Raw genomic sequence first — 24,234 nt, forward strand, 5'->3', positions numbered from 1 at the left:
CTATAACGCAGTCATCGCAATCGGCGGGAGCTTCGAATGAAACGCATGCTGGCGGTCTTCGCCTTTCTCATCGGCGGGATCGCGACGGAAATGGCCCATCCGGTTCAGTGTCTGCTGGTCAGCCCGAGCCGGATGCAACTCAAGCGTCAACGACAACGATCCATCGATGGAAACCACTGATCACGTTTTGATCGTCGACGACGATCGCGGCATCCGCGAACTGCTCGCCGAATACCTCGAAAAAAACGGAATGCGTGTATCGCTCGCCGCGAACGGCCGGCAGATGCGCGCCGTGCTGGAGCAGCAAGGCGCGCCGGATCTGATCGTGCTCGATCTGATGCTGCCCGGCGAGGATGGCCTCGTGCTGTGCCGCGAGCTGCGCGCGGGCAAGTTCCGCCATGTGCCGGTGCTGATGCTCACCGCGCGCAACGAGGAAGCCGACCGCATTCTCGGCCTCGAAATGGGCGCCGACGATTACCTTCCCAAGCCCTTCGCCGTGCGCGAATTGCTCGCGCGCATCAAATCCGTATTGCGCCGCACGCGCATGCTGCCGCCGGGCATGGAAGTCACCGAAACCTCGCAGATGCTGGGATTCGGCGACTGGCGTCTCGACACGACCGCGCGCCATCTCCTCGACGCGGAAGGCACGATGGTCGCGCTCTCGGGCGCGGAATACCGTCTGCTGCGCGTGTTTCTCGACAATGCCCAGCGCGTGCTCACGCGCGATCAGTTGCTGAACCTGACGCAAGGCCGCCAAGCCGATGCATTCGACCGCTCCATCGATCTGCTCGTGTCGCGCTTGCGTCAACGGCTGCGCGACACCGCGCGCGAGCCGCGTTACATCAAGACCTTGCGCAGCGAAGGCTACGTCTTCTCCGCCGAAGTCAAACCGGTCGAGTCTTCTCGATGAGCACCGTTTCCTCCAGTTCACCGCTGCACTGGCCGCGCACGCTGTTCGCGCGCCTCGCGCTGATACTCGTCGTCGGGCTCGCGCTCGCCCAGACATTCTCGTTTCTTCTGACCATGCGCGAGCGCGACGAATCGATGACCAACATGATGGTCGGTTACGTCGAGCGCGAGGTCGCGAGCTCGGTCGCGCTGCTCGATCATCTGCCGCCGGAGGAGCGTGCGCAGTGGCTGCCGCGTCTCGCGCGTCGCAGCTACGAGTTCATCCTCGGACCGGGCGATCAGACCGGCGCGAAGCCGGATGCAGAGTTGTCGGAACGCTTCGCGAACTCGATCGGCGCGGGCATCGCCAATCGTTATCCGATGACGGTCAATGCCGTTCCCGGTCCCAGGGAGCGTTTTCAGGTGCATCTGAAGCTGTCGGATGGCTCGCCGCTCACCATCGACATGCGTCCGGTCGCCGGCATGCCGATGTCCGGCTGGCTCCCGCTCGTGCTGACGTTGCAGTTGATCGTGCTCGGCGCGTGCTGCTGGCTCGCGGTGCGCCTCGCAACCGGCCCGCTCAAGCGCCTCGCCAAAGCCGCCGATACGCTCGGCCCGGATCTCAAGGCCGAGCGTCTGCCGGAATCGGGACCGGAGGAAGTCGCGCGCGCCGCCAAAGCGTTCAACGCGATGCAGGACCGCGTTTCGATGTACATGGCCCAACGCATGCAGATCCTCGCGGCGATCACGCACGATTTGCAGACGCCGATCACGCGTATGCGGCTGCGCGTCGACGTGATGGACGACGAATCGACCGGCGCGAAGCTGCAGCAGGATCTGAAGGAGATGGAATCGCTCGTGAAGGAAGGCGTGACCTACGCGCGCACGCTGCACGGCACGAACGAAGCGCCGCGCCGCATCGATGCCGACGCGCTCATCGAAACCATGGTCGACGATTATCTCGATGCAGGACAATCGGTGAGGTTGTCGGGCAACATCGGCGGTGCACTGATGGCGCCGCCGCAGGCCTTGAAGCGCGTTATCGGCAATCTCGTCGATAACGCGATCAAGTATGCCGGCGAGGCGGAAATCGAAGTCTCGACGCGCGACGACGGACGCGCGGTCATCTCCGTGCTCGATCGCGGGCCGGGCATTCCGGAAGAATCGCTGGACGCGGTGTTCGAGCCCTTCGTGCGGCTCGAAGATTCGCGCAACCGGCAAACGGGCGGCACCGGACTGGGGCTCGCGATCGCGCGCCAGCTCACGCTCGCGATGGATGCGTCGCTCACGCTGCATCATCGGGAAGGCGGCGGGCTAGAAGCGCGGCTCGCGCTCAAGAAGACCGCTTGAGACATTTTTTCCGATCCATCACATACGACGTCTTATATTTCCTTACGTGTTTGCACCGAATTGACGCGTCTCCTGCGTGTTGGATAACGTTTGCCTTGTACGCAAACTGATACGACATCCGATAAATAAACGATCAGGAGACGATCGATGAAGCACCCACAAAACCGCGCGCGCCGCGCGTTCGTGAAGTTCGCGGGGCTGTCGGCGGGCGCCCCGCTGCTCGGCGCGATGAGCACATTCGGCGCGCTCGCCGGTTGCGGCGGCCACGACGACTCCGATTCCGCCTCCGGCTCGCCGACGCCGCCCGCCGCGCAAGACCCGATCTGGGGCCCGTCCGGCTCCGCGACGCAGATCGTCAACGCGCTGCAGAGCGTCTCGACGTCGATGTTTCCGAGCCGCCAGTTCCTCGTCACCGATTACGGCGCGAAAACGTGCGCGGTCGTCGCGGCGGCGAATCCATACACCGATCCGGCGAAGTCGCCATTGAGCACCGGCGCGGACCAGACCCACGCGCCCGGCTCCTTCGATTCGCGCCCCGCGTTTCTCGCGGCCATCGCGGCCTGCAACGCGGCGGGCGGCGGACACGTCGTCGTGCCGTCGGGAACGTGGTATTGCGCGGGACCGATCGTGCTGCTGTCGAACGTCGACTTTCATCTGTCCGCGAACTGCACGATCTACTTCAGCCCGAATCCCGCCGACTACGCGAAGGATGGCCCGGTCGATTGCGGCGCGAACGGCAAGCTCTACTACAGCCGCTGGCAGGCGAACGACTGCCTCAACTACGGCCCGCCGGTCTACGCGCGCAATCAGACGAACATCGCGGTGACGGGCGAAGGCGACAGCTCCGTGCTCAACGGCCAGGCGATGACGCCATTCGCCGGCAGCGGCAACACCGCGACGTGCTGGTGGACGTGGAAGGGCAATAGCGGCGTCTACGGCTGCGTGAATTCGTCGACGCCATCGCAGGCATCGGTCAATGCGAACAACGTCGATCTGAAGACCGCCGTGCCCGGCATCGCCGATGCGCTCTACACCAAGCTCACCGATCCGGCCACGCCGTGGCAGCAGGACCAGAACTATCTGCCGGCGCTATCGGAAGCGGGCGTCGCCATCGAAAAGCGCATCTTCGGCATCGGCCATTATCTGCGGCCGTGCATGGTGGAATTCATCGGCTGCACGAACGTGCTGATGGAAAGCTATCGCACGAACAACACGCCGTTCTGGCAGCATCATCCGACCGATTGCCGCAACGTCGTGATGCGCAGCGTGACGGTGGACAGCATCGGCCCGAACAATGACGGCTTCGATCCCGACGCCTGCGACACGGTCCTCTGCGAGAACGTGACGTTCAACACCGGCGACGACTGCATCGCGATCAAGTCGGGCAAGGATCTCGACACGCAGTACGGCCCGGCGCAGAACCACGTCATCCAGAACTGCACGATGAACAGCGGCCACGGCGGCATCACGCTCGGCAGCGAAATGGGCGGCGGCGTGCAGAAAATCTACGCGCGCAACCTGCAGATGCTCAACAAGTTCTGGGCGACGAATTCGCTGAACATCGCGATCCGCATCAAGACGAACATGAATCGCGGCGGCTTCGTGAAGGACTTTTACGTCGACAACGTGACGCTGCCCAACGGCGTGAGCCTCACGCCTTCCGGTTACGGCAGCAGTCTGCTCGCGGGCAGCCCGATCAACGCGACGGTGCCGCTCGGCGTGGCGACGGCGACGGCGGCGAATCCATCGGCGGCGCAGGGCGGCATCATCACGTTCGATTGCGACTATCAGCCGTCGAAAGACGCGATCCGCACGCGGCCCGCGCTCGTGCAGAACGTGAACATCTCGAACCTGAAGGCGAGCAACGTGTCGCTGAACGGCGTGAGCGGATCGTGTTTTCAGGCAATCGTCGCGCAAGGCCCGGTCGCGTTCGATTACAACGGCCCCGCGCCGACGCCCGCGATTCCGGCGATCACCGGCGTCACGATCACGGATTGCGATTTCGGCACACCGGTCGCGGCCGGACCCGCAACGGCGACGACGCCCGGCCCGATCTACGCGTACAACGTTCACGACATCGTGCTTGCGAACACGCTGATCGCGGGCGTCGCGATGAACTCGACAGTCAGCGACGCGCGCTGAAACGACGCCACGCAAGCCAGGGCAGGCGCGCGAGGAAGCCGAGGAAAAGCCGCATGTGCATCCATGTCAGCAGCGCGTTGTCGCGGCCGTAGTGGAAGTGCGAGACGCCGCCTTCCTCGGCCGTGAAGTAGCGCACGGGCGCGTCGACGTTGATCGGGCGCACGCCGCGCCAGCACAGGCGCACGACCGCTTCCGGATCGAAGTCGAAGCGGCGCATGAAAGTCTGCGTATGCATGAGCGCGGCGAGCGGCGCGATCGGATAGACGCGAAAGCCGTAGAGCGAATCGCCGATGCCCATCCACAGCGTTTCGAGATTCGCCCAGCCGTTCGAGATGCGCCGTCCCTGCACGCGCAGTTGCGGCGCGCTCGCATCGAATTTCGGGCGGCCGAGGATCATCGCATCGGGCGCCTTCATCGACGTTTCCATGAACGTGCGGATCAGCGCGGCGGGATGTTGTCCGTCGGAGTCCATCGTAAGGACGTGCGTGAAGCCGAGCTTCGCCGCTTCGTCGATGCCCGCGAGAATTGCCGCGCCCTTGCCGCGATTTTCTGGCAGCACGATCACGCGCAGCCCGTCGTCGGCTTCGGCCATTTTGACGAGGCGTTCGGCGCTGCCGTCGATACTGCCGTCGACGACCACCCACACCGGATTCCACTGCTCGCGCGCCCCGCGCACGGTTTCATCGACTTTCTCGCCGGGGTTGTAGCTCGGAATGAGGACGAAGTGCGTGGACGATGCGCGTGTGGAAGGCATTGCAAAAAAAAAAACGGAATGAGTTGCGACGAATTTTAAAGTCTGCCGACGCCGATGCTTTCAGTCGCGGATGCGATGCGCGTCGAGTTCGCCCGCATAAAAGCGCTGCAATTCGGCGATGAACGCCTGCAGCGCAGCGTGATCGCGTCCCGGCGGCGCGAAGCGGCGGCCGAGCGTCACGCGATAGGTGATCGGCAGCGCGGGCTTCCTGAAGATCTGCCAGCCCTTGCCGAGAAAACCGGAATCCGTTTCGATAATCAACGTCTGGACCGGCGCCTGCGCGCGCGCCGCGATCAGCGCGATGCCGCCCTTCAGCGGATTCACCGCCGCGCTTTCGGTGCGCGTGCCTTCGGGAAAAAGCAACAGCGGACTGCCACGCTGCAGTTCGGCGACGGCGGCGCGAATCAGCCCGACGGACGTATCGTTGACGATATAACCCGCGAGCAGCGCGCCCGGCCCGAGAAACACGTTGCCGGCGACATCGCCCTTCATGACGCAGCAGGTGTCGGGCACGCGCGACGCGATCAGCAGCGCATCGAGCAGGCACGGATGATTCGGCGCGAGGATCATCGCGGGCTGGCCCGCGAGCGCGTCGAGTCCGGAGAGATCGAAGCGGCATACGCCGAGCGTGCGCAGCAGCACGAAATAGCCGTGCCACACGCGCTGCACGACGGCTCGTCCGACGCGCCGGCCCGCATCGACGCTCAATACGCGGCGCAGAATCCACGCGAACGGAAACCACGCGAGACAGACGAGCGCGAGCACGACGAGCGCGAAATAGAACGCCACGCATTGCCATGCGGATTCGAGCGCGCCGGCAAGCGAACCCTTGCCGTCCGCCGCGCCGAATTTCCGATGAGCGTCACTCATCGCGCCACCCGATCGAGCATCATCAATTGGCCGATAACTCCGCGCGTTGCGCATCGCGCAGATTGCGGCGGCGCTGAAGATACGCGCGCAGCGAATTGCGCCAGTCGAGCGCGGCCGAGATGTAATAGATGCCCTTGAATGCACGCAGCGAATGCCAGATCGGCGTCGAGCCGAAGATATCGCCCGCGAGCAGCGACAGCAGCGCTTCCTTCATGCGCAGCGGATTTCTCGGGCCCATGAAGAGATTGCGCATCGTCGGCGAGGTCATGCGATAGATGAACCACGAGAACTCGCGCGGACCGTGACGCACGTCGCGGTCGAACTTCGCGAGCGCGGCTTGCGCGTTCGCGGGATTCGTCAGCGCGGCGTCGATCGCATCCGCGCCCGCGAACGCGCTCTGCATCGCAAGCATCACGCCGGACGAGAACACCGGATCGATGAACGCGAACGCATCGCCGAGCAAGAGGAAGTTGCGTCCGTGCGTCATGTCGCCGGTGTACGAGTAGTTGCCGGTCGCGTGGACTTCGCTGATCAGTTCGGCATCCTTCAGGCGCGCGGCGAGCGGCGGGCACATCGCGATGGTCTCGCGAAAGAACGTCTCGACCGACGTGCCCTTCGGACGCTGCTTCAGATACGCAGGCCACACGACCGCGCCGACGCTCGTCGCGCCGTCCGCGAGCGGAATGAACCAGAACCAGCCGTGCTCGAACCAGAACACGGTGATGTTGCCTTCGTTTTCGCCTTCGTTGCGGCGCGCGTTGCGGAAATGGCCGTACAGCGCCGACGAGTTGTGCCGTTCGTTGCGGCGCTTCGTCTTGAAGTGATTCGCGAGCAGCGTGTCGCGCCCCGAAGCATCGACGACGAAACGCGCCCGCACGTGCTCGATGCGGCCATCGTCGTGTTCGGCGTCGATCGTCGCGCTCGAACCATCCGGCGCGAACGCGACATCGCGCGCGCGGCAGCCTTCGCTCACCTGCGCGCCGTGCTTCGCGGCGTTGCGCAAGAGGATGTCGTCGAGCTCGGAGCGGCGCACCTGATACGCGCTCGGCATCGACTTGTCCCACGCATCGGCGAAAAGGAAACGCTGCATGCGATTGTCGTGCTGCGGCGATACGAACTCGGCCGCGAGCTTGACCATGCCGATGGCGCGCACTTCATCCGCGATGCCGAGCTTTTCGAACAGCCGCAAGTTCGCCGGCAACAGCGATTCGCCGATATGAAAACGCGGATGCCGCGCCTTCTCCAGCACGCGCACGCGATAGCCGCGGTCCGCGAGCAGGGTCGCGGCGGTCGATCCGGCCGGTCCGCCGCCGATCACGACGACATCCCAGGTTTGCGTCGTTTCACTCATCTGCGTCCCTCGGTGTGCTGTTCAGGCGATCCCGCCGTTGATCGACAGGACCTGCCCGGTGACATAAGCCGCCGCATCCGACACCAGATACGCGACCATGCCCGCGATTTCTTCCGCCGTGCCCGCGCGCTGCGCCGGCACCAGTTGCTTGATGCGCTCGGGCGGAAAGGCGCTGCCGAGCATCGGCGAATCGATGACGCCGGGCGCCACCGCGTTCACGGTGATGCCGCGCGACGCGAGTTCCTGCGCCAGCGCACGCGTCGCGCCGATCAGCCCGGCCTTCGCGGCGGCATAGTTCACCTGCCCGCGATTGCCCATTAAACCCGACAGCGACGACATGTTGACGATGCGTCCCCAGCGCGTGCGGATCATCGGCATCAGAAGCGGCTGCGTGACGTTGAAAAAACCGTCGAGCGTGACGTCGAGCACGCGTTTCCATTGCTCACGCGTCATGCCGGCCATCGGCGCGTCGTCGTGGATGCCCGCGTTGTTCACGAGAATCTGCACCGGGCCGTCCGCGAGGATGCGCGCGAGCGCGGCGTCGGTGGCGTCGGGATCGGTCACGTCGAAACCGATGGCATGCGCCGTGCCGCCCGCCGCGCGAATGGCTTGCACGCAGCTTTCAGCACGCTCGATGCCGCCGTTCGCGTGAATCCAGACTTCGTGTCCGGCCGCGCCGAGCGACCGGCCGATGGCTTGTCCGATCGCGCCGCTGCCGCCTGTCACGAGCGCGCGCATGGCCTTATCGCGTGCGATGCGCGGCGACGTGCGCCGCGAGCGCGCCGAGGCTCGCGAAAATCTTCTGATTGTCCGGATTGTCCGAGCGCAGTTCGAAGCCGTACTTCTTCGAGATCAGGAGCGCGATCTCCAGAATATCGATGGAATCGAGCCCGAAACCTTCTTCATACAACCGCGTATCGGCCGAGACGGCCTTGGGATCGACGTCCTCGAGATTCAGTTCGGCGACGATCAGCTCGGCGAGCTCTCTTTCCAGTTCATTCATCGTGTGTACAGGCCAGCGCAGGGAGGCGCCAAGGGCGGCTCGGAAAACGTGCGCCCCGCTTATCCGCACGTCGTCGGCTGCCTGTTATCGAGATAATTGCAGTGGCGAAATTCTAGACGATGCCCCTTGGGACGCCTAGTAGGAAAGGTAACTGGCCGCATGGCATCCGGCACCGGTGTAATTTTGAGAAAAATCAGGGAGTTCGCCGCGTGACGGGACCCCTGCGTCGGTAGGGTAAAATTCGCGCGTCTGACGAATGTAAGATCATCGAACAATCGGTTACAGACCGCCCGCGCACCGGCGCGGGAAAATGATCGTCAGGCGGGCGACTGCCGAGTTTTCTTCAACAACCGAGCGTTCACTAAAGAGCGCCGCAGCCGCATCCCATGTTGCGTACCTTTTTTCATCGACCAGCGGTTTTCGAGCGCCCGTCGCGTCCCGCGGGAGCGCGCCGATGAACGCCACCCGCTTTCTGCGCGCGGCGGGCGTCGTTGCCGCGATCGTCGCGTATCAGCTTGGCGCGCACCATGCCGCGTCCACGCCCGGCGCGCACGGACTCGGCCTCGCGCTCGTGCTCGCACCCCTTTTGTTGATCGCGCTGAACGCCGCCGTGCGCTCGAACGCGCGCGCGTGGCTCTTGCCGCTCTGGGCGCTCGGCTGCATGGCGCTTTGGCTCGCGCGTGCGCCGCTCACCGCGCATTTCGGCTGGGGGCTGTGGATCGAACACACGAGCTTCAATCTCGCGCTCGCGTGGATGTTCGGCCGCACGCTCGGACCGGGCCGCGAGCCGCTCTGCACGCAGTTCGCGACGATGGTCCACGGCAAGCTGGAGCCGCGCGTCGCGCGCTACACGCGGCGTGTCACCTTGGCATGGACGCTCTTCTTCGTCGCGACCGCGTTCGTATCGACGATGCTGTTCGCGTTCGCATCGATCGTCACGTGGTCCACGTTCGCCAACTATCTCGCGCTGCCGCTCGTCGGGCTCATGTTCGTCGCCGAATACGCGTGCCGGCGCATCGCGCTGCCGGACATGGAGCCGTCGAGCATCATGGACGCCGTTCGCGCCTACGCGCATTCGATGCAGATGCGTCGCAGCGGAGCGCAGTGATGCCGTCGAATTCATCGCACATGCAGACTTTTCCGCTGGTTTTCCACACATCGCCGGATCAGACCATCGCCTGGCGCGACGGCGCGAGCGTCTCCGTGCGCGACTTTCTCGCCGATGTCCGCGCGCTCGCCGATGCGCTTCCCGAAGGCGGGCATGTGTTCAACGTGTGTACGGACCGGTATCGCTTCACGGTGAGCCTGTGCGCGACGCTCGTCGCGGGCAAGACGAGCCTGCTGCCTTCGACACACACGCCGGAAATGGTGCGCGCCCTCGCCTCGTTCGCGCCCGACGCGTTTTGCCTGCACGACAGCGACGATTGCGCGATCGATCTGCCGCGCTTTCGCTATCCGGAGGTTGCGCACGTGGACGTTTCCGGCGAAGCGCAGGTTCCGCATATCGACGGGGCGCGCGTCGTCGCGTACGTGTTCACGTCCGGCTCGACCGGTGTGCCGGTGCCGCATCGCAAGACGTGGGGCTTTCTCGTGAAGAACGTGCGCGCCGCCGCCGACCGGCTCGGCCTGCTCGGGCAAGCCCGCGCGACGCTCATCGGCACGGTGCCGCCGCAGCACATGTACGGCTTCGAATCGACGGTGCTGCTCGCGCTCATCGGCGGCCTCGCGTTCAGCAACCGTCAGCCGTTCTATCCCGTCGATATCCGCGCGGAACTCGACGCCGTGCCGGAACCGCGCGTGCTCGTCAGCTCGCCGATCCATCTGCGCGCGCTCTTTGCCAACGACGAAGCGTTGCCGCGCGCATCGCTCGTGCTGTCGGCGACCGCGCCGCTTTCGGAAAAGCTCGCGCTCGACGCCGAAGCGCGCCTCGACGCGCCGCTGATGGAAATCTACGGCAGCACCGAAACGGGCCAGATCGCGACGCGCCGCACTGCGCGCACCGCCGCGTGGGAATTGTTTCCCGACATCGCGCTGACGCCACGCGCCGACGATGCCGACGATCCCGGCGAACCGACGATGTGGGCGTCGGGCGGACACGTCGAAACGCCGGTGCCGATGGGCGACGCGCTCGAACTCATCGACGAGACGCATTTTCTGCTGCACGGGCGCAAGGCGGATCTCATCAACATCGCGGGCAAGCGCACGTCGCTCGCGTATTTGAATCATCAGCTGAACGCGGTGCCGGGCGTGGTCGACGGCGTGTTCTACATGCCTGACGAAACGGAAGCCGACAGCGAACCCGTGCGCCGTCTGATGGCGCTCGTCGTCGCGCCGAGGCTTGCCGTGGCGGATTTGCAGCGCGCGTTGCGCGAGCGCATCGACGCCGCGTTCATGCCGCGTCCGCTGCTGTTCGTCGAAACGCTGCCGCGCAACGCGACCGGCAAGCTGCCGCGCGACGTGCTCACGCAACTGATCGAGCAGGAACGCAAGCGGCGCGCGGCGTTGAGCTTCACCGTGCCGCCGGATCATCCCGCGCTCGCCGGACATTTCCCCGGCCATCCGATCGTGCCGGGCGTCGTCCTGCTCGATCACGCGCTCGACGCGATCGGCGCCGCGCTCGGCACGAGCGCTGACGCGTGCAGGATCGAATCGGCGAAATTCCTGAGTCCGGCGAAACCGGGCGAGGCGCTCGATATCGCCTACGAAACGGCGGCGAGCGGCGCGATCCGCTTCACGATTCGCGCGGGCGCACGCGCGGTGGCGAGCGGCGCGCTCGCGGCGCCGTCCGCCGGGGACGCTCGACCATCGTGAACAAGCCGCGCAACCGCGACGACTGGGCCGACCGCCAGGAACGCAGCAACCTCGCGTTGCTGCGCTTCATGACGTGGATATCGCTGCGCTTCGGACGGCGCATCGGGCGCGTGCTGCTGCGGATCATCACCGCGTATTTCGTCGTGTTCGCGCCGCGCGCGCGGCGTGCGTCGCGCGGCTATCTGAATCGCGCGCTCGGGCGGCATGCGGGCTGGCGCGACGGGTATCGGCATGTGTTTTCGTTCGCATCGACGATTCACGACCGCATCTATCTGCTCAACGAGCGCTTCGATCTGTTCGATATCCGGACGCACGGCGTCGAGGATGTCGAAGCGGCGCTCGCCGGCGGACACGGCGCGTTCTTGATGGGCGCGCATCTCGGCAGCTTCGAAGTGGTGCGCGCGATCGGGCGAGCGCAGCCGCATATCCGCATCGCGATCACGATGTATGAAGAGAACGCGCGCAAGATCAACGCGATCCTCGCCGCCGTGAATCCAGCCGCGCATCACGATGTGATCGGTCTCGGCAAAGTCGATGCGATGCTCAAGGTGCGCGAGCGGCTCGATGCGGGCAGCCTCGTCGGCATTCTCGCGGACCGCACGCTGCCCCAGGCCGGCGACGCGCTCAGGGAACGCGACTTTCTCGGCGCGCCCGCCGCGTTTCCGCTCGGGCCGCTGCATATGGCGGCGGTGCTGCGCCGTCCGGTCGTCTTCATGACGGGGCTGTATCTCGGCGGCAATCGCTACGACATCCATTTCGAAACGCTCGCCGATTTCTCGAAGATCGAGCGCGGCGAGCGCGCCGCCGCCGTCGATGCCGCGCTCACGCGCTATGTCGCGCTGCTCGACAAGTATTGCCGCGCCGCGCCGTACAACTGGTTCAACTATTTCGATTTCTGGCAGACGAGCGCCGCGCAGGACAACGCGCCCGCGAGCGCGGCGCCGCTGCGGGAAGCGACGAGGGATTCCTGAACTCATGCGAATTTTCGCCGCCGTTCTGACGGCCGCCTTGCTGTCGGCTGCATCGACGATCAGTGTCGCCGCCGACGCCCCCTGGACGCTCGATCGCCTGATGAACACGCTCGGCGCGAAGAAATCGGGCCGCGCGCATTTCACCGAGACGCGTTATCTGAAGATCGCGCAGGCGCCGCTCGAATCGTCGGGCGAGCTCGTGTTCGTCGCGCCCGATCATCTGGAAAAGCACACGACGAGTCCGAAGCCGGAGAATCTTGTCGTCGATGGCGACATGCTGACCGTCGACCGCAACGGCCGCAAAATCACGATCCCGCTGCGCAACTATCCGGAACTGGGCGCGTTCATCGAAAGCATTCGCGCGACGCTCGCGGGCAACCGCTTCGCGCTCGAAAATGCGTACAAGGTTTCGATCGACGGCAAAGGCAACGACTGGACGATGACGCTCGTGCCGATCGATTCGCGCATGCAGCAGAAAGTCAGCTCGATCACGCTCGCAGGCACGGGCGCGGCGCTCGCGCGCGTCGAGATTCGCCAGGCCGACGGCGACCGCTCGCTGATGCGCCTGCAAGACGCGTCGGCGCACTGACCGCGGCATGCGCGCGGTCTCGCGGTCCTTGCGTCAGCCGGCGGTCATCGTCTGGCTGTGCTTTCTCGCGGCGTGCGCGGCGATCATCGCGCGCGCGAGCTTTTCCGCCGATCTCTCCGCTTTCCTTCCGCGCACGCCGAGCGAGCAGCAGCGCGTGCTCGTCGAGCAGTTGCGCGACGGGCTCGTGTCGCGGCTGATTCTCGTCGGCATCGAGGGCGGCGATGCCAACGCGCGCGCCGAACTCTCGCGCAAAATCGCGGCGACGCTGCGCGAGGACAAGCGCTTTTCGGCGATCAACAACGGCGAGCCGGTCGGACAGGCGCGCGACGAGCGTTTCGTGTTCGAGCATCGCTATCGGCTGAGTCCATCGGTTACGCCCGAGCGCTTCAGCGAATCCGGCCTGAAAGACGCGCTCGCCGACAGTCTCGACCTGCTCGCCTCGTCCGCGGGCATGATGACGAAGGACTTGCTGCCGCACGATCCGACCGGCGAAGTCACCGCGCTCGTCAGCCGTCTCGACAGCGGCGCGCAGCCCGCGATGCACGGCGGCGTGTGGGCATCGCGCGACGGCCAGCGCGCCGTGTTGCTCGCGCAGACCGCGAGCCCCGGTTCCGACACCGACGCGCAAGCGAGCGCGATGGCCGCGATCCGCGCCGCGTTCGACAAGGCCGCGCCGGGCGCGACGCCTTTTCGCCTGCTGCTGACGGGGCCGGGCGTCATCGCCGTCGAATCGCGCGACACGATCATGCGCGACGTGCGCTGGCTGTCGGCGGCGAGCATCGTGCTGATCGTCGTGCTGCTGCTCGCGGTGTATCGGTCGGTGCCGACGCTCTTGCTCGGCCTGATGCCGGTGCTTTCCGGCGTCGCGGCGGGCGTGGCCGCCGTGAGCCTCGCGTTCGGCACGGTCCACGGTCTGACGCTCGGTTTCGGCACGACGCTCATCGGCGAGGCGGTCGACTATTCGATCTATCTCTTCGTGCAATCGGCGGGCGTTCAACGGCGCGAATCGCTGAAGGACTGGGTCGCGGGCTTCTGGCCGACGATCCGTCTCGGCGTGCTGACGTCGATCTGCGGCTTCGCCTCGATGCTCTTCTCCGGCTTTCCGGGCCTCGTGCAGCTTGGGCTGTATTCGATCGTCGGTTTGTCGACGGCGGGCATCGTCACGCGCTTCGTGCTGCCGCATCTGCTGCCGCAAGGCTTCGCGATTCGCGATGTCTCGCGCCTCGGCAATGTGCTCGCGCGTTTCGCCGCGCGCGCGTCGCACTTGCGCGTGGCGCTCGCGGTGCTGCTTTTCGCCGCGCTCGCGACGCTGCTCATGCAGCGGCACGGCTTGTGGAGCCAGGAGTTGTCGTCGCTCAGCCCGGTTCCGAAGGCGAGCCAGGATCTCGACGAACGCCTGCGCGCGGATGTCGGTGCGCCGGACGTGCGCTATCTCGTCGTGGTGTCGGCGGCGAGCGAGCAGGCCGCGCTCGAGCGCGCGGAAGCCGTCGCGCGGCAATTGCAGCCGCTCGTCGATGCCCGCGTGATCGCCGGTTTCGAAAGCCCGGCGACGTATCTGCCGAGCGACGCCGCGCAGCGCGCGCGCATCGCGAGCCTGCCGGATGCCGATACCTTGCGCGCGCGTCTCGCGCCCGCCCTGTGCGATCAGACGATCCAGGTGAAGCCCGAGGTTTTCGAGCCTTTCATCGCCGATGTCGAAGCCGCGCGCGCGCAGCCGCTCTTGCGACGCGCCGATCTGCGCGGCACGTCGATGGCGCTCGCCGTCGATTCGCTTCTCACCGAACGCGACGGCCGCTGGACCGCGATGCTGCCTTTGCGCGCGGCCGAAGGCTCGGACGTGCGGGTGCACCAAATTCGCGCGGCGATCGCGGCGGCGCGCGTGCCGGACGCGCTGTTCGTCGACATGAAAGCGGAAGCCGATCGCCTCTACCGGAACTACGTGCACGAGGACATTCGCCTGTCGCTCGGCGGATTCGCCGCGATCGTCGTGCTGCTGGTGCTCGCGCTGCGCTCACCGGTGCGCGCGGCGCGCACGCTGGCGCCGCTCGTCGCGGCGGTGATCGTCGTGATCGCGAGCCTCGCGCTCGCGGGCAAGTCGCTGACGATCCTGCATCTGATCGGCATGCTGCTGATTGTCGCGGTCGGCTCGAATTACGCGCTCTTCTTCAACTATCGCGCGCACGCCGAAAACGACGCGGTTTCGCCGCAAACGCTCGTCTCGCTCGCGATCGCGAATCTCGCGACCGTGCTCGGCTTCGGGCTGCTCGCGCTGTCGAACGTGCCGATGCTCAAGACCTTCGGGTTGACGGTCGGTCCCGGCGCGATTCTGGCGCTGCTGTTCTCGGCGATTCTCGCGCCGCGCTCGGGATTGTCGCGATGAACGCGCCCGGCGAGCCGCGCCGCTGGACGCCGACGCCCTTGATCGGCGGCGCGGCGGCCGTGCACGCGGGCGCGCTGGCATCGCTGATCCTCGCGCCCGCGACCTGGCCGTGGGCGGCGGGCGGCGTGATCGCGTCGCATCTCGCGCTGACGGCGGCGGGACTCTGGCCGCGAAGCGCCCTGCTCGGCCACAACTGGACGACGCTCCCCGAATCGGCGGGTGCGTGCATCGCCATCACCATCGACGATGGCCCCGATCCCGACGTGACGCCGCGCGTGCTCGATCTGCTCGACGCGCATCGGGCACGGGCGACGTTCTTCTGCATCGGCGAGCGGGCGCGCGCCTATCCGAACATCGTTCGGGAAATCGTCGCGCGCGGACATGCCGTCGAGAATCACAGCCAGCGGCATCGGCATGATTTTTCGCTGATGGGACCGGGCGCGTTGCGGCGCGAGATCGACGCTGCGCAAGCCACGTTCGAGGAAATCGTAGGCACGCGGCCCCTTTTCTTTCGCGCGCCAGCGGGCTTGCGCAATCCGTTTCTCGAACCGGTGCTGTGCGCGCTCGGCCTGCAGCTCGCCAGTTGGACGCGGCGCGGTTTCGATACGCGCACCGGCGACGCATCGCTCGTTTCGCGACGTTTGCTGAACGGATTCGCTGCGCGCGACATTCTGCTCGTCCACGATGGCCACGCCGCAAGGGACGCAAACGGCGCGCCCATCGTGCTCGCCGCGCTCGACACCGTGTTGCGCGCGGCGGCGGATCGCGGGCTTGTCACCGTCACATTGCGCGAGGCAATCGTCGGATAGACGGCGCGGCCCCTCCGCTCGATTCTGGTGAGCACCCCATTCACTCCGCGCACACTATTGTTTCGGATTGCAAATAAGAATCTTCCGGAAGAGAAAAGCCACAGTCGCAAAGTATGCTTGGATCCGAAGCGATGTGTCTTTTTCCGTAAACAATATGTCGGATGACGAAGATAAGGGGTGACTGTGAGAGGGCTTGAACGAATTGCTTTTGATGCACCGAAGTCACTGGCGGAAATCACCGAGGAGCGGCTACGACAGTTGATCGTCAATGGAGAACTGGAGTTTGGCGAACAAGTCACGGAATCCAGGCTGTCCGACCTTTTTGGCTTGAGCAAAACGCCCGTCCGTGAAGCGCTCCTTCGATTGAGCATTGCCGGCCTCGTCGAGATAAAAGCGCGGTCGGGAACGTATGTGTTCTCGCTGACGGACAAGAACATCTGCGACATCAGTACGCTACGCATTACGCTCGAACAGGCCGCCATTCGCTCCGCCATGCGCGAGAACGTTGCCCGCCTCATGGAAGAACTGAACCGGAACCTCGACGCTGCACGCGCCTTGCACGCAACGTTCGAGTTGGCAACGTATCGCGCGCTCGATCATGAGTTTCATCAGATTCTCGTCAGGCATTCGGACAACCCTTATCTGATCGATTGCTACTCGACGATAAGCACGAAGGTATTGGCGATGCGCAATCGCCTGACGTTCTCGCGCGAGTACATCAATAAATCGATTGACGAGCATCGTGCAGTCACCCGCGCGCTGGTCGAAAATGATGTCGACGGAGCCTGCATCATTCTTGCAGAACACATCAACTGTGGCTTCACGGAGCGCACGCGACGTCTGTTGACAGACATCGCGCGAATGCAGTAAAGCCGGGCGCGTGGTGCGCTTATTCGATCGTGAAGGCGTGATACCGCTTCACGACGTCATCGTTCAGTTCTTGCCCAAGCCCCGGCAAATCCGGGACTGAGAAGTCGCCGCGCTCGGGTTGATAGTTGTGAATGCACAACTCGCGCACGCAATCCTTCAGGCTGTGCGTGTGATGCTCGTGAATGATGAAGTTCGGTACCGCGGCTTCGAGGTGGAGCGCTGCCGCAGTCGAGACCGGCCCGCCGCAAATATGTGCCTGCATCGTCGCGTCGTACAGGTTTGCATAGTCACAGATTTTCTTCGCCTCCGTCAGTCCGCCGCAAAGGCAAATATCCGGCTGTATCACGGCCACGGCCTGTTTTTCGAACAGATCGCGATAACCCCAACGCGTATAGCAGCGTTCGCCGGTCGCGATCGGGATAGACGTATTGCGCGCGACCATCGCCATGTTGTCCATGTTGAGCGGATGAACCGGCTCTTCATAGAACAGGATGTTGTACGGCTCGACAGTCCGCGCGAACTGGATTGCTGCGTTGACTCCAAGCAGCGCGTGGGCTTCGATGATGATGTCGACGTCCGGCCCGACAGCTTCGCGCATGGCCGCGATCCGTTCCTCACCCATGCGCAACTGGTCCGCTCGTAACAGCCCGAAGTAGTTCTGGTTGACTTCCCAATCGAGCGGCGGGCCGCCGTTGCGGTCGACTTGCAACGGGTCGACCTTGATCGCCGTATAACCCTGCGAGACGGCTTTGCGTGCTGCGTCGGCGTACTGCTCGGGGCGTGTAAGCATTTGATGCGTGTCGCTCCAACCGAACTGAAGTTGACTGGCATAGGCGCGCAACCGCTCGTTTGTCTTGCCGCCGAGCAACTGATAGACCGGCGCGCGCAGGGCTTTGCCGCGAATGTCCCACAGAGCGATATCGATCGCGCTCATGCCCGCGTAGAAGACGTTTCCGCCGCCCATGCCCCAAAACGTTGCGCGGAACAGGTTTTCCCAGATCGCTTCGACCTTCATCGGATCTTTGCCGATGATGCGCGGGGCCAGGTCGCGCACGATGCCGACGCCCGCCTTTGCGCCCGCGCCATAGGCCAGGCCGACTTCGCCGATGCCGCTGATTCCCTCATCGGTATTGATACGGATAAGGACCGGATTGAAGCGCGCCATGCGCGGATCGGTTCGGCTGACTTCACAATCGAATATTTCGACGTTCGTTATTTTCATTTATCAATATTCCAGAGAGACTTCGATGGAGCCCGATGCGACGATGTCAAGCGTTCGCGGTTTGCGCCGACGGACCGACCTTCGGTGTCTGGCGAGGAATGCTCATCGTGACCAGCACACAGAACGCGGCGACGCACAAAGCCGCCTCGACCATGAACACGCCATATGATCCGTAAGCCTGAGAGACATGTCCGAGCGCCTGGTTCGCGAGAAAGCCGCCGAGACTGGAGCACGAGTTGATAAAAGCGATGCTCAACGCGAGACCGGCCGGGGACAGCATTGCAGGGGGAATGGCCCAATACGGGCCGTAGAAGCTCAGAATGCCAACGCCAAACAACGCCATGCCAGCCATGCGAAGCGACATGGACGGAACGCTCGCGATGACGAAGAAGCCGACACCCGCAAGCAGCATCGGTAGCGCGGCGTGCCATTTGCGTTCGCCCGTGCGGTCGGAGTGCGCGCCCCAAAGCGGCATCGATATCATCGCGCAGACATACGGCAGCGCCATGATGAGCCCGGTTTGCGTATCGGTCAGGGACGCCGCGAATCCCTTCACCTGCCCCGGAAGCCAGTAATTCGATGCTTGCGAGGCCGCTTGAATCAGCATGTATGAGAGCGCCAGTTTCCAGATCGTCGAATTGCCCAACACCATCTTCAGCGTCGGCTGTTCGTCGGCGCCCTGCGCGCTTCTTTCCCGCTGCAACTCCGCTACGAGCCACGCTCTTTGATCCTTGTTCAGCCATTTGGCATCCGCAGGCGCGTCGACCAGAATGAAGAAAGCCAGACCGCCCAGCAGAATGGTCGGCACGCCTTCGATCGCGAATAGCCAGCGCCAGCCGCCATACCCGGCCATGTGGACGTGCTCGACGATCCAGCCGGACATCGGCCCCGCGACGACCGAGGAAAAGGCAATCGCCATCATGAAAAACGACGTGACCTTGGCTCGCTCGCGAGCAGGGAACCAGCAGGCGAGATAGAAGATCATGCCGGGGAAGAAACCCGCTTCGAACACGCCGAGCAGCAGGCGCGCGATCGCGACGTGGGTCGCAGTCTGGGCAAAGAATGTCAGTGCTGTAACCGCGCCCCACACTATGACGATGAAGCTGATCCAGCGGCGCGCGCCCAGGCGCTGAAGCGCGAAGTTGGCCGGAATCTGGCACAGCAGATACGACGCAAAAAACATCGATGCGATCGTGCCGAACTGGGTCGGGGAAATGTCCAACTCCCGATTCATTTGCAGGGCCGCGAAACCGACATTCACCCGGTCGAGATAGTTGAAGAAGTAAAGAATGAACGCGAACGGCACGATCTTCCACATCACCGTTCGAATGACCTGCGGCCCAAATTCCTGACGCTCCAAAAATGCCTCCCGAATATCGAATGGTCAACATACCTATTTAATATTGACAACACGGTATCCAGCAGCGTTTTCTCCGTCAACCCGAAGTATCTGATGTATGAGACACCAATTTGTGTGCCGTAGCGTGTCACGCTTCGCTTTATTAAATCTTCGCAATTCTAAACATCCAAGAACGATCGATAGACAACGTCCTATTTGAGCGAAGACCTTCAGTCAGCGAATTTTTCGAAGCCAAAACCGAAACAGGAGAATGAAAGGTGCCAGCGCAAGAAGCATCACGATTTCCAGTGCCCCTTCGCACTCGAGGCAACGTGGTTCAGAATCCGGATGCCGTCGCCGAAGCGAGGCTGTGGTCTTTGCTCGACGCAAAAGCCGTCGCCATACTTGAAGCGACGCCTGAGCTCGACAGCATCATTGAACGCTTGCATCAAAGTCACGGATATCTCGCAAGAGCCGAGGCGGATCTCTTGCATCTGCGGAGCTCGCTCAGGATGCTGGCCACGCAAAAACGGGCCGCGCAAGCGGATATAGACGCGGCAGTCGAGCAAGCAACGACCGCCGTTAGCAGGACCGTCGAAAACCGCGTGCAACTTGCACTTGACGCGTCGCGAAACGGAATAAACGTCAGGTTCTTTTGCGTCGATCACTTCGAGAATCCCGCGAGCGCAGACGGTCTGTGAGGGCCGAAATCTTCGCGCAACGATCGATCCGCGCGCGGATGTGCTTCGTCGCGATGCGGAAAAAACAACGTGTTCAGACTCGAACATGCTCAACGATCTCCGGCGCTCTCGAAAGATTGAATCTATAGTCGAGGGCTGACCCGTCAGGGGCCGTTGCATACGTGAACTCACCCCTCGCCCGAATGCTGCCCGCCGCGCTCATCGAAACCGCCAGCCGCCCCTACCGCGCGGCGGGCCGGTTCGCGTGGCACTTCGCATCGGCCAAGCTGCGTCGCGATCCGTTCTTCGCCCATATCCTCGCGCACGGCCTGATTCCGGATGGCGCGCGCATCCTCGATCTCGGCAGCGGCCAGGGCTTGCTCGCCGCGTGCCTCGTCGGCGCGCACGCGTGGCATGGCGAACACGCCCAGCGTGCGTGGCCCGCGCGCTGGCCCGCGCCGCCCGTGCCGCGCTCGATTCACGGCATCGATCTGACGCCGCGCGACGTCGCCTGGGCGCGCATCGCGTTGCAGGCGCACGAGGCGCGCATCCGATTCGTGTGCGACGACATTCGCGCCGCGCCGTTTCCCGATGCCGATGTCGTCGTCGCCTGCGATGTGCTCCATTACGTCGATGCCGACGCGCAGGTGTCGATCCTCCGCCGCGCGCGCGCCAGCCTCGCGGCGAACGGCGTGCTCCTGCTGCGCGTCAGCGATGCCGCCGCGGGCTGGCACGCGCGCCTCGATCGCGCCATCGATTTCGGCATGCAGATCGCGCGTTCGGGGCGCGCGAACGGTCTGACGGTCCGCAGCGAGGCGCAATGGCTCGCGCTGCTCGGCGATCTGCGATTCGCGGTCTCCATCCGTCAGATGGGCCACGGCGCGCACGACGCCAATCGTCTGTTGATTGCGCGTCCCGTCGGCTGATTGGCGGCATCGTCCAAAGGCCTCGTTTGTTACAATTCATCGTTTTCGAACGCTCCCGACTCAAGGGAAACGAGCCCGTAGTGAATCCTCTTCTGCTTACGCATTTCACCGCGACGAGTTGCGCGGGCCGCGGGCTCGACGCGACGCTCGCCGCGCTCTCGGACGCACGCAGCGGACTCGCGCCGTGCGACTTCGAGGGCGCCGCGCTCGCCACTTATACGGGCCGCGTCGCGGGCATCGAGGATGCGCCGGTGCCCGCGGATCTCGCCGCGTTCGACTGCCGCAACAACCGGCTCGCGCAACTCGCGATGACGCAGGACGGCTTCGACGACCGCGTCCGCGAAGCGATCGCGCGTTACGGCTTGGAGCGCGTCGGCGTGTTCATGGGCACGAGCACGGCGGGCATCCTCGAAACCGAACTCGCCTACCGGCGTCGCGACACCCGGACGGGCGCGCTGCCCGCCGATTTCAATTACGCCAACACGCACAACCCCTATTCGCTCGCCGCTTTCGTGCGCGCCTATTTCGGGCTGCGCGGGCCGGCGGCGTCGGTGTCGTCGGCGTGTTCGTCGGGCGCGAAGGTGTTTGGGTCGGCGCGGCGCATGCTCGAAAGCGGCGTGATCGATGTGGCCATCGTCGGCGGCGTCGATACGCTCTGTCTCACGACGCTCTACGGTTTCAATTCGCTGGAACTGCTCGCGCCGGGTCCGTGCAAGCCGTTCGACGTGAAGCGCGACGGCATTTCGATCGGGGAGGCGGCGGCGTTCGCGCTGCTCGAACGCGATTTGGCCGATCCCGCCGATGACGACGCGATCCGCCTGCTCGGCATCGGCGAATCGAGCGATGCGTATCACATGTCGTCGCCGCATCCGGAGGGACTCGGCGCGCGCATCGCGATGGAACAGGCGCTCGCGAGCGCCGGTCTCGATGCGAGCGACATCGGCTACGTGAATCTGCACGGCACGGCGACGCCCAGCAACGACGCCGCCGAAAGCCGCGCTCTTACGAGCCTGTTCGCGCGCGTGCCGTGCAGCTCGACCAAGGGCGCGACGGGGCATACGCTCGGCGCGGCCGGCGCGCTCGAAGCGGTGATCGCCGCGTTGACGCTGCAGCACCAGATGATTCCCGCAGGCGCCAATACGACCGAGCCGGACCCGGCGCTCGGCCTCGACTACGTGCTGACGACGCGCGCTGCGCCGTTGCGGGCTGTGCTGTCGAACTCGTTCGGCTTCGGCGGGACGAACTGCAGTCTCGTGTTCGGACGCAAGGGAGCGGCATCGGCATGACTCCATTGCGTGCATTTATCGAAGGCATCGGCGTGATTGGTCCGGGCCTGGCCGACTGGCCCCATGCCGCCGACGTGCTGACGCAGCGCGCCGTTCGCGACGCCGCTCAAACCGTGCTGCCCGCGCCCGCCGGTCTGCCGCCGGCCGAACGCCGGCGCACCGGGCCGGTCGTGCGCGCGGCGCTCGCTGCCGCGCACGAAGCGGTCGCGCAGAGCGGCCGCGACGCCGCGACGCTCGCCGCCGTGTTCGCGGCATCCGGCGGCGATGGCGGGAATTTCCACGCGATCTGCGAAACCCTCGCGAGCGCCGAACCGCAGCTCTCGCCGACGCGCTTCCACAACTCGGTCCACAACGCGCCCGCGGGCTACTGGAGCATCGCGACACGCGCGATGGCCGCATCGAACGTGCTGTGCGCGTACGACGGCAGCTTCGCGGCCGGCTTGCTGGAAAGCCTCGCGCAAGTGAGCGTCGATGGCGCCGCGACGCTGCTCGTCGCCTACGACACGGACTATCCCGAGCCGTTGCGCCAAGTGCGTCCCATCGTCGATGCGTTCGGCGTCGCGCTGGTGCTCGCGCCGCATGAGAGCGAGCGGACGCTCGGGCGCATCGAAGCGCATCTGTCGGACGCGGACGCTTCCGCTTTCGCCGATGCCGATCTCGAAGCGCTGCGCCTGTCGAATCCCGCCGCGCGCGCGCTGCCGTTGCTCGACGCGCTGGCGCATCGGCGGGCGGCGAACGTCGTGCTGGATTATCTCGACGGCACGCAGCTCGCCGTGAGCGTCGAGCCGTCATGATGTTCGGCCGCGACTGGATCGCCGCGCGCATTCCGCATAGCGGCTCCATGTGTCTGCTGGATGGCGTCGTCGCGTGGGATGCAAAGCGCATCCGCTGCACCGCGACGAGTCATGTTTCGCCGGATAATCCTTTGCGCTCGAAGGGACGTCTCGCGTCGGTATGCGGCATCGAATACGCGGCGCAGGCGATGGCGGCGCATGGCGCGCTCGTCGCATCGAACGAAGCGAGACCGCGCGTCGGGATGCTGACCAGCGTGCGTGGCGTGGAAACGCACATCGACCGGCTCGACACGCTCGACGCCCCGCTCGATATCGAAGCCCAACGCATGGGCGGCGACGACAACACCGTACTCTACCGCTTCACCGTTCACTGCGCAGGCCGGCTGCTGCTGAGCGGCCGCGCTGCGGTGATTCTCGACGCCGCTCAGCGCGCCGGTTTCGTCGCGCAATAAGCGGAAAAGATGCCGAGCTCGACGTCGCGGCGCACGTCGATGAAACCGGCGCGCTCGATCGCGGCGATCACATCGGCGGGCGGCACGCAGGCCTCGATCGTGTCCCAGTAATAGCGCATCAACTCGACGCTTTCCCCTTTCTTGCCGACGATGCGCGCGATCGTCGGCACGACGCCGCGCATATAGAACTTCAGTGCAGCGATGCCGATACCATGCCCGGGCCGCGTGATTTCCAGCACGCAGAGCCGTCCGCCGGGCGCGAGCACGCGGAAGTATTCGTCGAAGGCCTTCGAAAGATCGCTTACATGACGCAGCGCGAAGCCCATGCTCAGAAAATCGTAGGCGGCGTTCTCGCAAGGCAGATCTTCCGCCGTGCCGATGCGCGTTTGCACGCCGATCGGCAGATGCGCCTCGCCGACCATGCCCGGACTCGGATCGACGCCGGTCACGAGCGCCGGATCGCCGGTGATCGCGACCGCTTCCCTCGTGACGAGCCCCGTTCCCATGCCGACATCGAGCACGCGCATGCCGCGCGCGAGTCCCGCCGATCGCAGCGCGCGATTTCGATACCACGGACCGGAACCGAGCGCCATCACGCGTTCGATCGCGTCGTAGTCGGATGCGGTGCGGTCGAAGATGCCGCGCAGCCAGACGCGCCTTTTCGATTCGTCGGCGTAGTAGGAGGTGAGCGGCTCGTGCGGAGCTTTCTTGTCGAGGGGATCGCGCCGATGAGAGGTCATTCAGTCT

General features: G+C 64.9%; 24 protein-coding genes. 16 read left to right on the forward strand and 8 right to left on the reverse strand.

Going from position 1 to position 24,234, the window contains the following annotated elements:
- Window positions 1-36: 36 nt before the first annotated feature.
- The 4 genes from NCS03_RS21805 (at window position 37) to NCS03_RS21820 (ending at window position 4,380) form a co-directional block, all read left to right on the forward strand.
- Window positions 37-180, forward strand: coding sequence for a hypothetical protein (locus NCS03_RS21805; RefSeq protein WP_167561844.1), 144 nt, complete (start codon window positions 37-39; stop codon window positions 178-180).
- Window positions 167-910: a response regulator gene (locus NCS03_RS21810; protein WP_250529765.1), complete on the forward strand. Its 744-nt coding sequence runs from the start codon at window positions 167-169 to the stop codon at window positions 908-910. The genes NCS03_RS21805 and NCS03_RS21810 overlap by 14 nt, the downstream gene beginning before the upstream one ends.
- Window positions 907-2,238 (forward strand): ATP-binding protein, encoded by a 1,332-nt coding sequence (locus tag NCS03_RS21815; protein ID WP_175981026.1) that lies wholly within the window; start codon window positions 907-909, stop codon window positions 2,236-2,238. Before NCS03_RS21810 ends, NCS03_RS21815 begins: the two co-directional genes overlap by 4 nt.
- A 147-nt stretch (window positions 2,239-2,385) precedes the next feature.
- Window positions 2,386-4,380 carry a glycoside hydrolase family 28 protein gene (locus NCS03_RS21820; protein WP_250436645.1) on the forward strand — a complete coding sequence of 665 codons (1,995 nt, stop codon included), beginning with the start codon at window positions 2,386-2,388 and terminating at the stop codon, window positions 4,378-4,380.
- Here NCS03_RS21820 and NCS03_RS21825 read toward each other — a convergent pair.
- From NCS03_RS21825 to NCS03_RS21845, 5 genes are read right to left on the reverse strand one after another with little or no spacing between them, the layout of a single operon-like run.
- Window positions 4,364-5,134, reverse strand: a complete 771-nt coding sequence (locus tag NCS03_RS21825; RefSeq protein ID WP_250529766.1) for a glycosyltransferase family 2 protein — start codon at window positions 5,132-5,134, stop codon at window positions 4,364-4,366. The genes NCS03_RS21820 and NCS03_RS21825 overlap by 17 nt on opposite strands.
- A gap of 60 nt (window positions 5,135-5,194) precedes the next feature.
- The gene (locus NCS03_RS21830; protein ID WP_008348272.1) at window positions 5,195-6,004 is read right to left on the reverse strand and encodes a lysophospholipid acyltransferase family protein; all 810 of its coding nucleotides are present in this window, start codon (window positions 6,002-6,004) and stop codon (window positions 5,195-5,197) included.
- A gap of 22 nt (window positions 6,005-6,026) precedes the next feature.
- Entirely contained in the window at window positions 6,027-7,355 is a 1,329-nt protein-coding gene (locus NCS03_RS21835; RefSeq protein WP_250529767.1) for an NAD(P)/FAD-dependent oxidoreductase, read from the reverse strand.
- A 21-nt stretch (window positions 7,356-7,376) separates the two neighbouring features.
- A complete protein-coding gene (gene fabG, locus NCS03_RS21840) occupies window positions 7,377-8,093 on the reverse strand; it encodes a 3-oxoacyl-ACP reductase FabG (RefSeq protein ID WP_175981033.1) in 717 nt (238 codons plus the stop codon).
- A gap of 4 nt (window positions 8,094-8,097) precedes the next feature.
- Window positions 8,098-8,358, reverse strand: a complete 261-nt coding sequence (locus NCS03_RS21845) for a phosphopantetheine-binding protein (protein WP_008348277.1) — start codon at window positions 8,356-8,358, stop codon at window positions 8,098-8,100.
- Between the two features lie 454 nt (window positions 8,359-8,812).
- On the opposite strand from NCS03_RS21845, the gene NCS03_RS21850 reads away from it, so the two are divergent.
- From NCS03_RS21850 to NCS03_RS21880, 7 genes are all read left to right on the forward strand, one after another.
- A complete protein-coding gene (locus NCS03_RS21850) occupies window positions 8,813-9,466 on the forward strand; it encodes a COG4648 family protein (RefSeq protein ID WP_250529768.1) in 654 nt (217 codons plus the stop codon).
- Between the two features lie 20 nt (window positions 9,467-9,486).
- A complete protein-coding gene (locus tag NCS03_RS21855) occupies window positions 9,487-11,169 on the forward strand; it encodes an ApeI family dehydratase (protein ID WP_250529827.1) in 1,683 nt (560 codons plus the stop codon).
- 68 nt (window positions 11,170-11,237) lie between these two features.
- Window positions 11,238-12,140, forward strand: a complete 903-nt coding sequence (locus NCS03_RS21860; RefSeq protein ID WP_250457428.1) for a lysophospholipid acyltransferase family protein — start codon at window positions 11,238-11,240, stop codon at window positions 12,138-12,140.
- A gap of 4 nt (window positions 12,141-12,144) precedes the next feature.
- Entirely contained in the window at window positions 12,145-12,729 is a 585-nt protein-coding gene (locus NCS03_RS21865) for a LolA family protein (RefSeq protein WP_250441020.1), read from the forward strand.
- Window positions 12,730-12,736: 7 nt separating this feature from the next.
- The gene (locus NCS03_RS21870) at window positions 12,737-15,109 is read left to right on the forward strand and encodes an MMPL family transporter (protein WP_250529769.1); all 2,373 of its coding nucleotides are present in this window, start codon (window positions 12,737-12,739) and stop codon (window positions 15,107-15,109) included.
- On the forward strand, window positions 15,106-15,918 hold the full coding sequence (locus NCS03_RS21875; protein ID WP_250521967.1) for a polysaccharide deacetylase family protein: 813 nt from the start codon (window positions 15,106-15,108) through the stop codon (window positions 15,916-15,918). The genes NCS03_RS21870 and NCS03_RS21875 overlap by 4 nt, the downstream gene beginning before the upstream one ends.
- A gap of 183 nt (window positions 15,919-16,101) precedes the next feature.
- A complete protein-coding gene (locus tag NCS03_RS21880; protein ID WP_250529770.1) occupies window positions 16,102-16,788 on the forward strand; it encodes a GntR family transcriptional regulator in 687 nt (228 codons plus the stop codon).
- A 19-nt stretch (window positions 16,789-16,807) separates the two neighbouring features.
- Here the strand turns inward: NCS03_RS21880 and NCS03_RS21885 are convergent, their stop codons facing one another.
- The gene (locus tag NCS03_RS21885; protein WP_250529771.1) at window positions 16,808-18,010 is read right to left on the reverse strand and encodes a mandelate racemase/muconate lactonizing enzyme family protein; all 1,203 of its coding nucleotides are present in this window, start codon (window positions 18,008-18,010) and stop codon (window positions 16,808-16,810) included.
- Between the two features lie 46 nt (window positions 18,011-18,056).
- Entirely contained in the window at window positions 18,057-19,328 is a 1,272-nt protein-coding gene (locus NCS03_RS21890; protein WP_008348295.1) for an MFS transporter, read from the reverse strand.
- Window positions 19,329-19,681: 353 nt separating this feature from the next.
- Here NCS03_RS21890 and NCS03_RS21895 point away from each other — a divergent pair, with 353 nt between their 5' ends.
- From NCS03_RS21895 to NCS03_RS21915, 5 genes are all read left to right on the forward strand, one after another.
- Window positions 19,682-20,050, forward strand: a complete 369-nt coding sequence (locus tag NCS03_RS21895) for a hypothetical protein (protein ID WP_175981049.1) — start codon at window positions 19,682-19,684, stop codon at window positions 20,048-20,050.
- Between the two features lie 161 nt (window positions 20,051-20,211).
- On the forward strand, window positions 20,212-20,955 hold the full coding sequence (locus NCS03_RS21900; RefSeq protein WP_250529772.1) for a class I SAM-dependent methyltransferase: 744 nt from the start codon (window positions 20,212-20,214) through the stop codon (window positions 20,953-20,955).
- 80 nt (window positions 20,956-21,035) lie between these two features.
- Window positions 21,036-22,241 carry a beta-ketoacyl-[acyl-carrier-protein] synthase family protein gene (locus NCS03_RS21905; protein WP_033536216.1) on the forward strand — a complete coding sequence of 402 codons (1,206 nt, stop codon included), beginning with the start codon at window positions 21,036-21,038 and terminating at the stop codon, window positions 22,239-22,241.
- A complete protein-coding gene (locus NCS03_RS21910) occupies window positions 22,238-23,035 on the forward strand; it encodes a beta-ketoacyl synthase chain length factor (RefSeq protein ID WP_250529773.1) in 798 nt (265 codons plus the stop codon). The genes NCS03_RS21905 and NCS03_RS21910 overlap by 4 nt, the downstream gene beginning before the upstream one ends.
- Window positions 23,035-23,487, forward strand: coding sequence for an ApeP family dehydratase (locus NCS03_RS21915; RefSeq protein ID WP_008348304.1), 453 nt, complete (start codon window positions 23,035-23,037; stop codon window positions 23,485-23,487). Before NCS03_RS21910 ends, NCS03_RS21915 begins: the two co-directional genes overlap by 1 nt.
- Here NCS03_RS21915 and NCS03_RS21920 read toward each other — a convergent pair.
- Window positions 23,460-24,227 carry a class I SAM-dependent methyltransferase gene (locus tag NCS03_RS21920; RefSeq protein ID WP_250529774.1) on the reverse strand — a complete coding sequence of 256 codons (768 nt, stop codon included), beginning with the start codon at window positions 24,225-24,227 and terminating at the stop codon, window positions 23,460-23,462. The two genes, NCS03_RS21915 and NCS03_RS21920, sit on opposite strands and share 28 nt — an antisense overlap.
- Between the last annotated feature and the right edge of the window lie 7 nt (window positions 24,228-24,234).

The organism is Caballeronia sp. ATUFL_F1_KS4A, from assembly GCF_023630905.1.
GTDB lineage: Bacteria > Pseudomonadota > Gammaproteobacteria > Burkholderiales > Burkholderiaceae > Caballeronia > Caballeronia zhejiangensis.

Excerpts from the sequence above, each read along its gene's own strand:
- fabG (WP_175981033.1), bottom strand. The coding sequence starts at position 8,093 with ATGCGCGCGCTCGTGACAGGCGGCAGCGGCGCGATCGGACAAGCCATC.
- NCS03_RS21825 (WP_250529766.1), bottom strand. The coding sequence starts at position 5,134 with ATGCCTTCCACACGCGCATCGTCCACGCACTTCGTCCTCATTCCGAGC.
- NCS03_RS21810 (WP_250529765.1), top strand. The coding sequence starts at position 167 with ATGGAAACCACTGATCACGTTTTGATCGTCGACGACGATCGCGGCATC.
- NCS03_RS21820 (WP_250436645.1), top strand. The coding sequence starts at position 2,386 with ATGAAGCACCCACAAAACCGCGCGCGCCGCGCGTTCGTGAAGTTCGCG.
- NCS03_RS21830 (WP_008348272.1), bottom strand. The coding sequence starts at position 6,004 with ATGAGTGACGCTCATCGGAAATTCGGCGCGGCGGACGGCAAGGGTTCG.
- NCS03_RS21865 (WP_250441020.1), top strand. The coding sequence starts at position 12,145 with ATGCGAATTTTCGCCGCCGTTCTGACGGCCGCCTTGCTGTCGGCTGCA.
- NCS03_RS21835 (WP_250529767.1), bottom strand. The coding sequence starts at position 7,355 with ATGAGTGAAACGACGCAAACCTGGGATGTCGTCGTGATCGGCGGCGGA.
- NCS03_RS21885 (WP_250529771.1), bottom strand. The coding sequence starts at position 18,010 with ATGAAAATAACGAACGTCGAAATATTCGATTGTGAAGTCAGCCGAACC.
- NCS03_RS21850 (WP_250529768.1), top strand. The coding sequence starts at position 8,813 with ATGAACGCCACCCGCTTTCTGCGCGCGGCGGGCGTCGTTGCCGCGATC.
- NCS03_RS21870 (WP_250529769.1), top strand. The coding sequence starts at position 12,737 with ATGCGCGCGGTCTCGCGGTCCTTGCGTCAGCCGGCGGTCATCGTCTGG.
- NCS03_RS21855 (WP_250529827.1), top strand. The coding sequence starts at position 9,487 with ATGCAGACTTTTCCGCTGGTTTTCCACACATCGCCGGATCAGACCATC.
- NCS03_RS21815 (WP_175981026.1), top strand. The coding sequence starts at position 907 with ATGAGCACCGTTTCCTCCAGTTCACCGCTGCACTGGCCGCGCACGCTG.
- NCS03_RS21845 (WP_008348277.1), bottom strand. The coding sequence starts at position 8,358 with ATGAATGAACTGGAAAGAGAGCTCGCCGAGCTGATCGTCGCCGAACTG.
- NCS03_RS21875 (WP_250521967.1), top strand. The coding sequence starts at position 15,106 with ATGAACGCGCCCGGCGAGCCGCGCCGCTGGACGCCGACGCCCTTGATC.
- NCS03_RS21915 (WP_008348304.1), top strand. The coding sequence starts at position 23,035 with ATGTTCGGCCGCGACTGGATCGCCGCGCGCATTCCGCATAGCGGCTCC.
- NCS03_RS21890 (WP_008348295.1), bottom strand. The coding sequence starts at position 19,328 with ATGTGGAAGATCGTGCCGTTCGCGTTCATTCTTTACTTCTTCAACTAT.
- NCS03_RS21860 (WP_250457428.1), top strand. The coding sequence starts at position 11,238 with ATGACGTGGATATCGCTGCGCTTCGGACGGCGCATCGGGCGCGTGCTG.
- NCS03_RS21805 (WP_167561844.1), top strand. The coding sequence starts at position 37 with ATGAAACGCATGCTGGCGGTCTTCGCCTTTCTCATCGGCGGGATCGCG.
- NCS03_RS21920 (WP_250529774.1), bottom strand. The coding sequence starts at position 24,227 with ATGACCTCTCATCGGCGCGATCCCCTCGACAAGAAAGCTCCGCACGAG.
- NCS03_RS21910 (WP_250529773.1), top strand. The coding sequence starts at position 22,238 with ATGACTCCATTGCGTGCATTTATCGAAGGCATCGGCGTGATTGGTCCG.